The organism is Gilliamella sp. CG25 (assembly GCF_046635705.1).
Taxonomy (GTDB): Bacteria; Pseudomonadota; Gammaproteobacteria; order Enterobacterales; family Orbaceae; genus Gilliamella; species Gilliamella apicola_I.
Map to the genome: position 1 here is coordinate 76,008 of NZ_JBIDFJ010000006.1, position 12,688 is coordinate 88,695.

At 38.3% G+C, this 12,688-nt stretch carries 15 protein-coding genes; 6 read left to right on the forward strand and 9 right to left on the reverse strand.

Annotation, left to right across the window (positions count from 1 at the left end):
* Nucleotides 1-16: 16 nt before the first annotated feature.
* Genes ACGH6P_RS06380 through flgB form a run of 8 tightly spaced genes read right to left on the reverse strand, consistent with a single transcriptional unit; the run spans nucleotide 17 to nucleotide 6,189 of the window.
* The gene (locus tag ACGH6P_RS06380) at nucleotides 17-1,126 is read right to left on the reverse strand and encodes a flagellar basal body P-ring protein FlgI (RefSeq protein ID WP_267360999.1); all 1,110 of its coding nucleotides are present in this window, start codon (nucleotides 1,124-1,126) and stop codon (nucleotides 17-19) included.
* An 11-nt stretch (nucleotides 1,127-1,137) separates the two neighbouring features.
* On the reverse strand, nucleotides 1,138-1,818 hold the full coding sequence (locus ACGH6P_RS06385) for a flagellar basal body L-ring protein FlgH (RefSeq protein WP_267349928.1): 681 nt from the start codon (nucleotides 1,816-1,818) through the stop codon (nucleotides 1,138-1,140).
* Nucleotides 1,819-1,839: 21 nt separating this feature from the next.
* Nucleotides 1,840-2,622, reverse strand: coding sequence for a flagellar basal-body rod protein FlgG (gene flgG, locus ACGH6P_RS06390; RefSeq protein ID WP_267361001.1), 783 nt, complete (start codon nucleotides 2,620-2,622; stop codon nucleotides 1,840-1,842).
* Between the two features lie 15 nt (nucleotides 2,623-2,637).
* Nucleotides 2,638-3,393: a flagellar basal body rod protein FlgF gene (locus ACGH6P_RS06395; protein WP_220216103.1), complete on the reverse strand. Its 756-nt coding sequence runs from the start codon at nucleotides 3,391-3,393 to the stop codon at nucleotides 2,638-2,640.
* Between the two features lie 14 nt (nucleotides 3,394-3,407).
* Nucleotides 3,408-4,619, reverse strand: a complete 1,212-nt coding sequence (gene flgE / locus ACGH6P_RS06400; protein WP_267378592.1) for a flagellar hook protein FlgE — start codon at nucleotides 4,617-4,619, stop codon at nucleotides 3,408-3,410.
* A 16-nt stretch (nucleotides 4,620-4,635) separates the two neighbouring features.
* On the reverse strand, nucleotides 4,636-5,355 hold the full coding sequence (locus tag ACGH6P_RS06405) for a flagellar hook assembly protein FlgD (protein ID WP_220216102.1): 720 nt from the start codon (nucleotides 5,353-5,355) through the stop codon (nucleotides 4,636-4,638).
* 13 nt (nucleotides 5,356-5,368) lie between these two features.
* Entirely contained in the window at nucleotides 5,369-5,773 is a 405-nt protein-coding gene (gene flgC / locus ACGH6P_RS06410) for a flagellar basal body rod protein FlgC (protein ID WP_411597012.1), read from the reverse strand.
* Nucleotides 5,774-5,778: 5 nt separating this feature from the next.
* The gene (gene flgB / locus ACGH6P_RS06415) at nucleotides 5,779-6,189 is read right to left on the reverse strand and encodes a flagellar basal body rod protein FlgB (RefSeq protein ID WP_267349920.1); all 411 of its coding nucleotides are present in this window, start codon (nucleotides 6,187-6,189) and stop codon (nucleotides 5,779-5,781) included.
* Nucleotides 6,190-6,402: 213 nt separating this feature from the next.
* Between flgB and flgA the strand changes: the two genes are divergently transcribed.
* From flgA to flhA, 5 genes are all read left to right on the forward strand, one after another.
* Nucleotides 6,403-7,002 carry a flagellar basal body P-ring formation chaperone FlgA gene (gene flgA / locus ACGH6P_RS06420; RefSeq protein WP_411597013.1) on the forward strand — a complete coding sequence of 200 codons (600 nt, stop codon included), beginning with the start codon at nucleotides 6,403-6,405 and terminating at the stop codon, nucleotides 7,000-7,002.
* 72 nt (nucleotides 7,003-7,074) lie between these two features.
* Nucleotides 7,075-7,371 carry a flagellar biosynthesis anti-sigma factor FlgM gene (flgM, locus tag ACGH6P_RS06425; RefSeq protein WP_220216098.1) on the forward strand — a complete coding sequence of 99 codons (297 nt, stop codon included), beginning with the start codon at nucleotides 7,075-7,077 and terminating at the stop codon, nucleotides 7,369-7,371.
* Between the two features lie 26 nt (nucleotides 7,372-7,397).
* Complete coding sequence (locus ACGH6P_RS06430; RefSeq protein WP_065558033.1) at nucleotides 7,398-7,832, forward strand: flagella synthesis protein FlgN; 435 nt, start codon at nucleotides 7,398-7,400, stop codon at nucleotides 7,830-7,832.
* A gap of 142 nt (nucleotides 7,833-7,974) precedes the next feature.
* Nucleotides 7,975-9,114, forward strand: a complete 1,140-nt coding sequence (gene flhB / locus ACGH6P_RS06435) for a flagellar biosynthesis protein FlhB (RefSeq protein ID WP_411590474.1) — start codon at nucleotides 7,975-7,977, stop codon at nucleotides 9,112-9,114.
* Between the two features lie 8 nt (nucleotides 9,115-9,122).
* A complete protein-coding gene (flhA, locus tag ACGH6P_RS06440) occupies nucleotides 9,123-11,210 on the forward strand; it encodes a flagellar biosynthesis protein FlhA (RefSeq protein ID WP_411597014.1) in 2,088 nt (695 codons plus the stop codon).
* A gap of 107 nt (nucleotides 11,211-11,317) precedes the next feature.
* On the opposite strand, the gene ACGH6P_RS06445 is transcribed toward flhA, so the two are convergent.
* A complete protein-coding gene (locus ACGH6P_RS06445; protein ID WP_411597015.1) occupies nucleotides 11,318-11,953 on the reverse strand; it encodes an NAD(P)-dependent oxidoreductase in 636 nt (211 codons plus the stop codon).
* 189 nt (nucleotides 11,954-12,142) lie between these two features.
* Between ACGH6P_RS06445 and ACGH6P_RS06450 the strand changes: the two genes are divergently transcribed.
* The gene (locus ACGH6P_RS06450; protein WP_411597016.1) at nucleotides 12,143-12,478 is read left to right on the forward strand and encodes a winged helix-turn-helix transcriptional regulator; all 336 of its coding nucleotides are present in this window, start codon (nucleotides 12,143-12,145) and stop codon (nucleotides 12,476-12,478) included.
* Nucleotides 12,479-12,688 lie beyond the last annotated feature (210 nt).

Consider the following 12,688-nt stretch of genomic DNA (forward strand, 5'->3'; position numbering starts at 1 on the left):
ATTCTATTTTTTATATCTAAATGGTTTCTAACGAAGCATGTAAGCAACCGGCTTTTTTAAGTGCTTCAAGGATTGACATTAATTCGGTCGGATTGGCACCCAGTAAGTTGAGCGATTTAATTACACTATTTAAATTCACCCCTGCAGTGACTTTTTGCAATGCACCACCTTGCTCTTCAACCGCAATTTGTGTTTCAGGTGTGACCGCTGTTTCCCCACCCGCTAAAGGTGTATTGGGTTGGTTAACTTTGAGTCTGTTATTGACGACAACCGATAAGTTACCATGCGCGACAGCGCAGTTATCCAACTGGACTTTTTGATTCATGACCACAACCCCAGTACGAGTATTAATGACGACTTTGGCTGAGATCGGCGTTGCACCAATTTCAAGATTTTGTATTCGTGATAATAATTTAACCCGTTCTTGGCTGGTAACAGGCATTTTGACTGTCACCGTCGTACCGTCCTGTGCCACCGCGGTGTTTTTTTGTAATTTATTAATCGCTTCGGAGATTTTTAAGGCTCGAGTAAAATCGAATTGATTCAGATGTAGGTGAATAATGTCTTGTTCATCTAATCGCATGTCTAATTCACGTTCAATCGTTGCACCATTCGGGATTGTCGCGCCAGCTAATTGATTGACACTTACACTACTTCCGCCACTACTTGCGCCCATGCCACCCAGAAAAAGATTACCTTGAGCAATCGCATATACTTGGTTATCTGCGCCTTTTAACGGCGTCATAATTAATGTGCCCCCTCGTAAACTTTTGGCATTACCCAGTGAGGATACCACGACATCTATTTGTTGTCCTACTCGTGAATAAGCGGGTAATTTTGCTGTGACCATAACGGCGGCAACATTTTTAAGTTGCATATTGCTGCCTGTTGGAACAGTAATGCCTAATTGAGATAACATATTGGTGATACTTTGAATTGTAAACGGTGTTTGCGAGGTTTGGTCGCCTGTTCCATCAAGTCCCACCACAATGCCATAACCTACTAACGCATTATCACGTACCCCTTGTATGGTGACTAGATCACGAATGCGCTCAGCGTAACTATAAGGTATCGCTAAAATCATCATTAAGATAAAACAGATAAGAGTAGGTAATTTTTTTATCATGCTAAGACTCGTTAAAACGGTGAAAGATTGAGAAATAAACGCTGTAGCCAACCCATTGTTTGTGCTTCATCGATGTAACCATTTCCGACATATTCAATACGGGCATCGGCTACTTGTGTTGAGATAACGGTATTATTGCCGCTAATTGTTCGAGGGTTAACTACACCTGAAAATCGTATAAATTCCGTTCCTTGATTAATCGCAATTTGTTTTTCACCAATGACTTTTAAATTGCCGTTTATCATGACATCTTGTACGGTGACAGTAATAGTACCGCTAAAGGTATTTTTAGCGTTTGCTCCTCCAGATCCTTTAAAATCATTACCGCCAGACATGTCTGTTTCGACTTTTCCACGTCCAACCAGTCCATCTAAAAAAGTGGGCACAGCTTTTACCCCTAAATTCAGTGAACTGTTACGTCCGGCATTGATTGATGAGCTTTTGCTGGCACTGACGTTTTCTTGTAATACTATGGTTAGCACATCACCAATATTGCGTGGACGGCGATCTTCAAACATGGGTTGGTAACCAAAATTACTTGGTTGTGCTGCTTGATAGATAGAGCCGCTGGTGTTAACAATTTCTGGCATTTGCGGAACGATGCTTGTTTCGCCTTTGACTAATGGTTTTTTCGGTAACTGTGCGCAATTCACTAAGCACAGCGCAGCGATCACGATATACAGGGATTTCATCACGTTTATCATGGTATTAATTTATAACTGATTCAATCGTTGTAGCATCTGATCGGATGCCGAAATCGCTTTACTGTTAATTTCATAAGCACGTTGTACTTGAATCATATTTACCAGCTCTTCGGCAACATTGACATTCGATGTTTCGGTATAACCTTGGTATAGCAATCCTGCACCATTTAGCCCCGGGGTGTTTTCAGTCGGCGCACCAGAACTTTCGGTTTCTAAGTAAAGATTTTCCCCCATGCTTTCAAGTCCTGCATCATTAATAAAGGTGTGTAATGTCAGTTGACCTACTTGTACTTGCGAGGATTGATTGGCAAGGGTGACATTGACAATACCATCACGCGCGACCGTCATTTTAATCGCATTTGCGGGAATATTAATGGTTGGTTGAATTTCATAACCGTTGGCGGTGACGAGTTGTCCATTTTGGTTAACTTGAAATGCGCCACTACGGGTATAAGCTTGGGTTCCGTCGGGTAATAGCACTTGGAAAAAGCCTTGTCCATTAATGGCAATATCACTACTGTTGTCGGTTAATTCTAAATTACCTTGGCTGTGAATTCGTTCGGTGGCAACCGGTCTTACCCCTGTGCCAATTTGTAAGCCTGACGGTAAGGTAGTTTGTTCTGAAGATTGTGCGCCCGGTTGGCGAACAGTTTGATAGAGCAGATCTTCAAATACTGCTCTTTGCCGTTTAAAACCACTGGTACTGACATTGGCTAGATTGTTGGAAATAATATCCATATTCATTTGTTGTGCGGTTAAACCGGTTTTGGCAATCCAGAGTGATTTAATCATTGGTGATACTCCTAATTAAGTCAGTGATAATATTTGATTCGCTTTTTGAGCATTTTCGTCAGCGGTTGTGATCCCTTTCATTTGCATTTCAAAATGGCGAGAATGGCTGATTAAATCAACCATTGCGACAACGGGATTAACATTACTGCCTTCCAATACGCCCGACATCAATTTGGCATTGGGATTATCGGGTAATACGGCGCCACGGGCATTACGTGTTTGTTCAGTCAATTGAAACAAGCCATTATCACCGCGAGTTATTTCGTTGGGTTTAAGTTGGACTTTTTTAATTTTACCCACTTGGGCTATGGTGGTCGGTTTATCGCCTGCGCCTAAAGCTGATAAAGTCCCGTCTGAACTGATACTGACTTTTGATTGTTGCGGAACAGTTAGTACACCGCCATCACCCATTAAAGGGTATCCTTGAACACGCAATGTACCTTCTTCATCAATTTGGATCGCACCATTACGGGTATAAGCCTCACTACCATCGGCAAGTTGTACCGCTAACCAGTTATCTTCGGCTAAAGCAACATCTAATTCTCGACCAGTATAATTAAATGCCCCCATACTGGCATCAAATGTGGGGGTGGTTGCCGTGACCATTGTTCGGGTTGGCATAGTGCTGCCAACAATAGGTATCGCTTTCATTGCGGCTAATTGGGCACGAAAGCCTGATGTTGAAACATTGGCTAGGTTATTACTGGTTATTGCTTGCCGATGAAGAGTCTGACTTGCTGCCGACATGGCTGTATAAATAACGCGATCCATAATTTATTCCTTAATTAACGCAAGTTAACCAATGTGTTAAGTATCTGATCCTGCGTTTTTATGGTTTGTGAATTAGATTGATAATTGCGCTGGGCAACAATCATGTTGACTAATTCTTGACTCATATCCACATTGGATGATTCCACTGCACCGCTGGTCAATGCGCCCATCGTGCCTGAGTTTGCGATACCTAATACTTCAGCGCCGGATTGAAGTGTTGAACGCCAATTGTTATTGCCTGCTGACTCTAGTCCGTTAACATTGGCAAAATCCGCCATCGCAATTTGACCTAACAACATGGTTTGTTGGTTAGAATAGATACCGTAAATCGATCCATCATTATTGATGTTGTACCCGACTAAGTCACCCGGTGCATAACCATCAACGACAGGGGTTTTGATACTGCCCACTTCTTTGCCCATATTTTGTTGAGAGCTATTAGCCAGTGATAGTGTAAAGGTGTTGTCAGCCGAGCCATTAATACCGTTAATATTTATGGTCATTTCTGGATCACTGATTAATTTACCGGATGAATCAAATTCCATTTGCCCCATTTTTTGTAATGTTGCATTCGGGTCGCTGCTGTCAAGATAATGCACATCCCATTGATTATCGGCTGTTTTGACATAAAACAGTTGTACATTACGTTGATTACCGAGCGAATCGTAAGTTGTCAGCGTTGTTGAGTAGTTGAACGTATCGGCATCAAGTGCATTAATAGGCTGTTTTTCAGGTACCGTACTATTTGAGTTTAAGTTAGTTTGTAATGATGCTTTTGTTGTTGCGGCAGCATTTAACATTTCTTGTGAAATTTTAAGCGGCCCCGGTGCTGCACCTTGTGCAATTTGTGGCGGTGTGCCGGTGGCTAAGTAGCCAGTGAGTTGCAAACCATCCGCCGAAATGATGTTGCGCTCGGCATCTAATTGAAATTGACCATTACGGCTATAATAAATTTGTCCACTACTATCCACTAAGCGAAAAAAACCATTGCCAGAAATAGCAACATCTAAACTATTGTTAGTGGCGGTTGTTGTTCCGTCACCAAAATTTTGCATGACGGCTGCAACTTTCACACCCATACCAACTTTTGATCCGGCATACATGTCGGCAAATGAGATACTCGCACTTTTAAAGCCAACGGTTGCAGAATTGGCAATATTATTACCAATGACGTCTAATTGTTTTGATGCAGCATTCATGCCGCTAATTGCTTGAGAAAATCCCATTTGAATTTCATCTCCCTTAAAGAATTTGACGTACTTCGTCAATACTAATTGAACCAAGTATTCCTAAATCGAGTAATACTTTATTATTAACTTTACTGTTTATCACACCATAGACAACCGAATAGCCAAGTGACGTTGAGGATACTTTTTGCCCATCGTAACTGGCATTGACCGAAAAGGTATAACTGCCATCGGGAGCGGTGGTGCCATCGTTTAGCTGACCGTCCCAAGTGAAGGAGCTAACCCCAGCAGGAATCGAACCTAAATCGACTTCACGTACGACATTACCATTTTCATCTAAAATCGTAATGATGACTGAATCAGCATCACGCATTAGCTCAAAACCAAATGGTGTGGTAATGGTTTCGGTTTCGTTATCAGTACCTTCAAGCTCAGAGGTCGCCACTAAAATTTTATTGCCAGGTACCATTACCCCTTTACCAATCATGTTGCTGGCATTGACCGATAAACTATCGTCAATTTGCCCAGACACCATGCCTAGCGTGGTATTTAATCTTTCAATCCCCGCTAATGTGTTAATTTGAGCAAGTTGCGAGGTTAATTGGCTATTATCCATTGGATTGGTTGGATCTTGATTCTTCATCTGGGCAATCAGTAACGTTAAAAAGTTATCTTGTAATTCTTTACTCGAATTGCCATCAGTTGTACTTTTTTGTTTGGTTTGAACACCATTTACGCCTACCGATTCGGATACAGACACATTTGTTACACCCATCTATCACTCCTTGCTATTGACCTAATGTCAATGTTTTTAACATTAGGCTTTTGGCGGTATTAATGACTTCGACATTGGCTTGATAGCTGCGTGATGCTGATATGGTGTTGACCATTTCGGCAACAACATCGACATTGGGTTTTTGGATGTAACCTTTCTCATCTGCTAATGGATGATGTGGCTCATAAACTAAGTTCATAGGTGACGGGTCTTCAATCACTTGGGCGACTTTAACGCCAGCAATACTATTTTGCTCACCGTCATTATCCACCTGAAAAATAACTTGTTTTGCTTGGTATGCTTTTCCTGATGTGCTGGTGATGCTGTCAGCATTCGCTAAATTACTGGCGCTGACATTCATTCGCTGAGTTTGTGCCATTAAGGCCGAGCCAGAAATTGCAAAAATTGAAAAACTCATATTGATTATCCTTGCTGTAATACAGACATTACATTTTTAAATTGTTCACCTAAAAAAGTTAAATTGCTTTGATAGTGGATACTGTTATCCATAAATGCTGTGCGTTCTTGATCCATTTCGACCGTATTACCGTCCGCTGATGCTTGATAAGGAATACGATAAAGCATATTTACATTTGTCATAGCAGGTGCATTGATCTGTATATGTTGATTCGACGTTACATTAAGTTGTAGGTGATGGCGACTATTCTGATGAGTTAGTGCTTTTTTCAATTCGGCATTAAAATCAATATCACGCGCTTGATAATTCGGTGTATCACTATTAGCAATATTTGATGCTAAGATAGTTTGTCTTTTTTCACGTACATTTAATGCTTGTTGATGAAAATTAATAAAGGTGTCTAATTTATTCAGCATAAAATCGTCTCACTTTGTTTGATATTTAAAATTTTATGTGAATCAAAAAAAACTCATCGTATAAATAACAACAAAAATTGTCCTTATTTCAACATTCAATAAAATTGTTCATACAGTAAAATCGGCTTACAAATAATTTTAAAACAAGCAAATATGATTAAGGTTATTAGATTAATACAGCTTATTTCACTGTTATTGGTGAGCAATATGGCGATGGCTGATTCATTTGAAAGAGCGGTGAATGATTTAGTTTCAAAACATATAACGGTTCCTGTCGATAATATTTCGATATCTTATATATCGCCTAAACCGCAGTTAATGTGTGATGAGCCCAAAATTACGCTACTGAATAATAAAAAACAGTGGGGTACAATGACCATTGGCGTTAAATGCGGTAATAAAACCCAGTATTTGCAAATAAAAGTCAGTGCTGAGGGACGTTATTTTGTCGCTGATAAACCTATAAGTGCAGGAACGATCATTACTGATGCACTGATACGGTCAAAATTGGGGCGACTTGATCTTCTAGCCAATTCGGTAATTTTAAATAAACAGCACATTATTAATCATATTGCATTACGTAACATTGAGCTTGATGAGCCAATTCGAACTTCAATGCTGCAACAAAATTGGCACATCAAGGCTGGTCAAATGGTGAAAGTCTTGATTAATGGAGAGGGGTATGTGATTGCAACAAAAGGTAAATCTCTTAATAATGGCGCCTTAGATGATCATATTAGTGTAAAGCTTAATTCTGGCAATATTGTTGAAGGTATTGTTACGCAAGAAGGTGTGACAATTTTCGATAAATAAAATTAATGATTTTTTTATTTTTGCCGATAATTAGACTAAACAAATCATTAAATTTTTGATCAAAGGTATTTTATGAGTATAGAAGCGACTAAATCGGTAACGACAATAGCAGGATTACTTAATCGTGATGTTATCAATGAGCAACAAAAAAGCCCACGATCATCTCAGCAGACAGAAAATAGCCTGACCAGCAGTGCTAATGTGACATTAAGTCAAAATACCTTATCGCTTTTACAGTCTACGCATAATGACATTGATATGGAAAAAGTTGATAACATAAAACAGGCTATTACTGAAGGTAAATTAGTGATAAACACCACAAAAATAGCTGATGAACTTATCAAACAGATGATTGAAAATATTGAATAGTTAGTAAAGTTTGAAAGGAAATAAAAATGTTAGAATTAAATGACATCTTAAATAAAATAACCGTCATGTTACAAACACTTTCAGACATTTTGCAGACCGAGCAACAAGTGCTTATTGAAAACAGTTCTATCAATCAACTCAATGAAATCATCAATAAAAAGAGTCAATTACTTATTGAATTAAAATTATTAGATGAAAAACGAATTAATACCAGTAAACAACTCAATCTATCTTCCCCTTATAGTGAAAATCCAGAACTGGCAGAGCAATGGCAATCCATTACAACCACTACGCGGTTATTAGCGAATATCAATCGTGATAATGGTTTGATTATTCAAAATCGTATGCATCGTACTCAGCAAACTATCGATCATTTAAAAAGTATTCATAATCCGGTTGTTTATACCAATAATGGTTATCAACAAACTGAAACAATCTCATCAAAACGAGCAAAAGTTTAATGATAATTGCGGTGTGTTCAGTGTAAACGCGTTAAATACACCTTAATTTGTCGTTTAATCAAGCCAATAACTTTAGTGTGTTAAGTACATACTGTGACTATTTTATTTCTATTTAGACAGTTAGATACTATTAACCCCTATCATGGCTAATGAAAGTGATGTAGATAAAAGCGAACGCCCCACCGATAGCAAACTAAAAAAAGCTAAAGAGAAGGGACAGATACCCCGTTCACGAGAATTGACTTCCGTCATTATTTTGTTGGTGGGCATTATGCTTTTTTGGTTAATGGGTTCTGCATTAGTCCAGAAGTTAATCATCATAATAAAAATTGCGATGCAGGTCTCTTTTCGTGTAAATGATGAATCTCGTATTCTGAGCAATTTGATTGAGTTGATGACTGCAGGTTTTTGGGTTATTGTTCCTCTGTTTTTTGCCTTGGCTATCTTTGCTATTGTGGCACCGCTTTGTGTGGGTGGCTTGTTATTTAGTTGGCAATCAATTAAACCCAATTTTAAAAAGTTGAATCCGATTTCTGGTTTTGGGCGGATGTTTAGTCGCCGAATTTTAGCGGAATTATTTAAAAGTATGCTAAAAGTCATATTAATCACGATAGCTGCTTCATTGTTATTATTCGACTTGTTTCCAAATCTGCTTTCTCTTCCAAAAATGTATTTAAATAGCGCATTAACAAAAGCAATAGATCTTATTTTGATTTGTGGATTATTCATGGTGTTGTCACTTATTCCGATGGTCGGTTTTGATATCTTTTATCAGATTTGGAGTAATTTAAAAAAATTGATGATGTCAAAACAGGAAATTAAAGATGAGTTTAAAGAGCAAGAGGGGAATCCTCAAATAAAAGGCCGTATTCGGCAGATGCAGCAAGCCATGGCAAGGCGTCGCATGATGAAAGATGTCGCTAAAGCAAATGTCATTGTAACCAACCCGACTCATTATGCGGTTGCTTTACATTATGATGAAAAAACCATGATAGCCCCTAAAGTATTGGCAAAAGGAACCGATCAAATCGCTTTACGAATTAGGGAGATCGGCAATCAACATCATATTCCACAATTAGAAGCGCCACCACTGGCTAGGGCTTTATATCGTTATGGTGAAATTGGCGAGACCATTCCAACCGAATTATATACAGCTGTTGCGCAAATTCTTGCTTGGGTTTATCAATTAAAACGGTGGCATAAATTTGGCGGTGATAAACCGATAACACCTAACAATTTGCTGGTACCTGAGTCATTAGCAGAAAATCAATCAAGGCGGTAATTAATTACATGATTAAAAATAAAATAGTTTCGTTTTTATCAACCAATGGGCTTAAAAAAGGGCATTATCAAATTTTAGCAGGTCCACTGCTAATTTTATTGATTCTTTCAATGATGGTATTACCGTTACCTGCGTTTATTTTAGACCTGTTTTTTACCTTCAATATTGCGTTATCAATTATTATTTTGATTGTGGCATTGTTTACTAAGCGTGTACTTGATTTTGCTGCTTTTCCAACTGTATTACTGTTTGCGACTTTATTACGCTTGTCATTAAATGTTGCCTCGACGCGGGTTGTTCTGTTAAAAGGTCATACTGGCAGTCATGCCGCAGGTCGGGTGATTGAAGCCTTTGGTCATTTTCTGGTAGGTGGCAATTTTGCGATAGGTATTGTGGTTTTTATCATTTTGGTGATTATTAATTTTATGGTTATCACAAAAGGGGCTGGGCGAATAGCCGAAGTTGGGGCTCGTTTTGCATTAGATGGTATGCCCGGTAAGCAAATGGCAATTGATGCGGATCTAAATGCTGGATTGATTGGTGAAGACGAAGCCAAAGCACGCCGAGCCGAAGTCACCCAAGAAGCCGATTTTTATGGTTCAATGGACGGAGCAAGTAAATTTGTTCGGGGGGATGCGATTGCTGGCTTATTGATAATGGCAATTACCATTATCGGTGGGCTGTTAGTTGGGGTTGTACAACATGGTATGGCACTAGCGGATGCGAGTCAGACGTATGTATTATTAACTATTGGTGATGGTCTGGTTGCTCAAATCCCTTCTTTAATTATTTCAACGGCTGCTGGCGTGATTGTGACAAGAGTGACATCACAAGAAAACATCAGTGAACAGATGCTAAACCAGTTGTTTAAAAATCCACAAGTATTAATCTTGACTGCGGTAGTCATTGGATTATTGGGTTTGATTCCGGGTATGCCAAATCTAGTGTTTTTACTGTTTACTGCGATATTAGTTGTGTTGTCTTGGTGGCTTAATAAGCAGAAGAAAAATGATACGACTGCCAGCACTAAGCAAGTTGATACGCAAGCAACGACACCTAGTAATATTGAAGCATCTTGGTCGGACGTCAGTATTGAGGATATTTTAGCAATGGAAGTGGGGTATGGATTAATCCCTATGGTAGATCAGACTCAAAATGGTGAATTATTGGGTCGGATACGCAGTTTACGGAAAAAGTTTGCTCAAACATTTGGTTTTTTGCCGCCTCAAGTTCATATCCGAGATAATTTATCTCTCGCGCCTTATCAATATAAATTATTTATTAAAGGCGGGGAAATAGGAAAAGGTGAAATCGTAAATAATAAATGGTTAGCGATTAATCCGGGGAATGTGGCAGAAACCATTGACGGAATACCCACTACCGAGCCTGCGTTTGGTTTACCTGCGGTATGGATAGACGCAAGTAATAAAGAAAATGCTCAAATTTTAGGTTATACCGTTGTTGATACCAGCACCATGATTGCGACCCATTTTAATCATTTGTTACAACAGTTCGCCAGTGATTTATTAGGACGAGTGGAAACACAAGAGTTATTGGATCATGTTAAACAAGATATTCCAAAATTGGTGGAGGACTTCATACCAGGCGTCATTACGTTAACGACGTTTCATAAAATACTCCAAAATTTAATCGCCGAAAAAGTGTCAATACGTGATATGCGCACAATTATCGAAACTATAAGCGAACATGCACCGAATCAAAACGATGCTTATCAATTGCTTAGCCTAGTGCGAATAGCATTAGGAAGAGTGATAACACAACAATGGTTTCCGGGGAATGGGGCAATTAATGTCATTGGTTTAAATGTGAATTTGGAACGGTTGTTGCTACAAGCACTCCAAAATACCAGTAATGTTGAACCAGGATTAGCGGATCATATAATTCAACAAGTTAAGCAAGCTTTAAATCAGCAAGATGCCATTGGTGCACCGCCTGTACTCTTGGTTAACCACACATTAAGACCGATGCTATCACAATTTTTAAGACCCCATTTTCCACAGCTAGTGGTATTGTCAAACTTAGAAATCACGGATAATCGAGAAATTAAAATGACTTGTCAAATTGGTGCAGAATAGTACCAGAAATCTGATTAATAGAACTTAAATAGATAGTTCAGTAATAAAAAGCGCTATCATATAGTGAACAGGCATTAGCCGTTCACTATATAAAATAGGTTGTTATCTTATTCTGTCACTACTGTAAAACGTTGTTTAATGTGTTTGGCATTTTCTGCTTCATCAACCATGGCAATGGCATAATCAGCATAGCTAATTTGGCTTTTTCCTTGAGTGTTGAATAAAACCTGTTCACCGCCTGCTTTGTAGTGACCTGTTCTTGCGCCATCGGCAATAAACTCAATAGCTGGGCTTAAGTAAGTCCAGTTCACATCCTGACATTTTTTTAATTCATCAAGTGCTTTAGCCATATTATTAGCTAATGGTTTGAATTCTTCCGGAAACTCGGGTGTATCAACTAAACGAACAGTATGTTCAGGATTGACATATAAACTACCTGCACCACCAACAACTAATAAACGGTTAGGTTTACCTTTTAAAATGTCAGTTAAATGTTTTAAACTTGTTTGATGTTGAGGCAGTGATTCAAGGCTCCATGTCGCAAATGCATCGACAATCGCATCAAAAGGTTTCAAATCTTCATAAGTCAGATCAAACAAATCTTTCACTAAAACTTTCGCCTTGGGATCGACATGCGCATTTTGATGACGAACAATCGCTGTCACGTCATGCCCACGCGCAATCGCTTCTTTAACTATCAGGCTGCCTGATTTACCACTTGCACCAATAACAGCTATTTTCATCTTTTTGACTCCTTTATTCTTTATTAATTTAATAATATTGTTGGATTCTGGTTTTAGGTTCTGTAAACAAAAATCGTTAAGTAATGAATATTTTTAGATTAATATTCAAAGTATCTATTGTAAAGTAGGTACTAAACAGTAATATAGTTACCAAATTAATACTATAATTGAATTTAAAGGATTTTTATTATGTCTCTCAGTGAAAATTTACCCCCTTGTCCCGTCGAAACTACGCTTATGCTAATGGGCGATAAATGGAAAGTTTTAATTGTTCGTGATTTATTAACGGGCACTAAACGCTTTGGCGAATTAAAAAAATCCTTAGACGGAATATCGCAAAAAGTCTTAACCCAGCACCTACGTGCAATGGAAAAAAACGGATTAATTCATCGTAAAGTCTATGCCCAAGTACCTCCTAAAGTGGAATATACCTTGACCGAAGTCGGACAAAGTTTAAAACAGGTTCATGATGCTATGTTAGCGTGGGGAAGTGCTTATAAATTAAGGCAATGTGTTAAGAAATAGGTTTTTAACATGAATAAAAAGCTATTTTTTGCCAATTATATTTAATGATCGTTTTGTTAATGATATTAATAGTTATTTAAGATTTTTTTGAAAATTTGACCTGTATCACATATTTAATTAGATTTGTTCACTTTTTTATCTTATTTTAAGTTAAACTTCGTTACAAAAATTTATCTTTACAATAGATTATCTACTTTTGAAAGGAAAAAC

What these genes read in the sequence shown, in the direction of transcription:
- flgC (WP_411597012.1), bottom strand. Translation starts at nt 5,773, where the DNA reads ATGAGTTTTTCAATTTTTGCAATTTCTGGCTCGGCCTTAATGGCACAA.
- flgE (WP_267378592.1), bottom strand. Translation starts at nt 4,619, where the DNA reads ATGGGATTTTCTCAAGCAATTAGCGGCATGAATGCTGCATCAAAACAA.
- ACGH6P_RS06445 (WP_411597015.1), bottom strand. Translation starts at nt 11,953, where the DNA reads ATGAAAATAGCTGTTATTGGTGCAAGTGGTAAATCAGGCAGCCTGATA.
- ACGH6P_RS06450 (WP_411597016.1), top strand. Translation starts at nt 12,143, where the DNA reads ATGTCTCTCAGTGAAAATTTACCCCCTTGTCCCGTCGAAACTACGCTT.
- ACGH6P_RS06395 (WP_220216103.1), bottom strand. Translation starts at nt 3,393, where the DNA reads ATGGATCGCGTTATTTATACAGCCATGTCGGCAGCAAGTCAGACTCTT.
- flgA (WP_411597013.1), top strand. Translation starts at nt 6,403, where the DNA reads ATGGCTGATTCATTTGAAAGAGCGGTGAATGATTTAGTTTCAAAACAT.
- ACGH6P_RS06380 (WP_267360999.1), bottom strand. Translation starts at nt 1,126, where the DNA reads ATGATAAAAAAATTACCTACTCTTATCTGTTTTATCTTAATGATGATT.
- flhA (WP_411597014.1), top strand. Translation starts at nt 9,123, where the DNA reads ATGATTAAAAATAAAATAGTTTCGTTTTTATCAACCAATGGGCTTAAA.
- flgG (WP_267361001.1), bottom strand. Translation starts at nt 2,622, where the DNA reads ATGATTAAATCACTCTGGATTGCCAAAACCGGTTTAACCGCACAACAA.
- flhB (WP_411590474.1), top strand. Translation starts at nt 7,975, where the DNA reads ATGGCTAATGAAAGTGATGTAGATAAAAGCGAACGCCCCACCGATAGC.
- ACGH6P_RS06430 (WP_065558033.1), top strand. Translation starts at nt 7,398, where the DNA reads ATGTTAGAATTAAATGACATCTTAAATAAAATAACCGTCATGTTACAA.
- ACGH6P_RS06385 (WP_267349928.1), bottom strand. Translation starts at nt 1,818, where the DNA reads ATGAAATCCCTGTATATCGTGATCGCTGCGCTGTGCTTAGTGAATTGC.
- flgB (WP_267349920.1), bottom strand. Translation starts at nt 6,189, where the DNA reads ATGCTGAATAAATTAGACACCTTTATTAATTTTCATCAACAAGCATTA.
- flgM (WP_220216098.1), top strand. Translation starts at nt 7,075, where the DNA reads ATGAGTATAGAAGCGACTAAATCGGTAACGACAATAGCAGGATTACTT.
- ACGH6P_RS06405 (WP_220216102.1), bottom strand. Translation starts at nt 5,355, where the DNA reads ATGGGTGTAACAAATGTGTCTGTATCCGAATCGGTAGGCGTAAATGGT.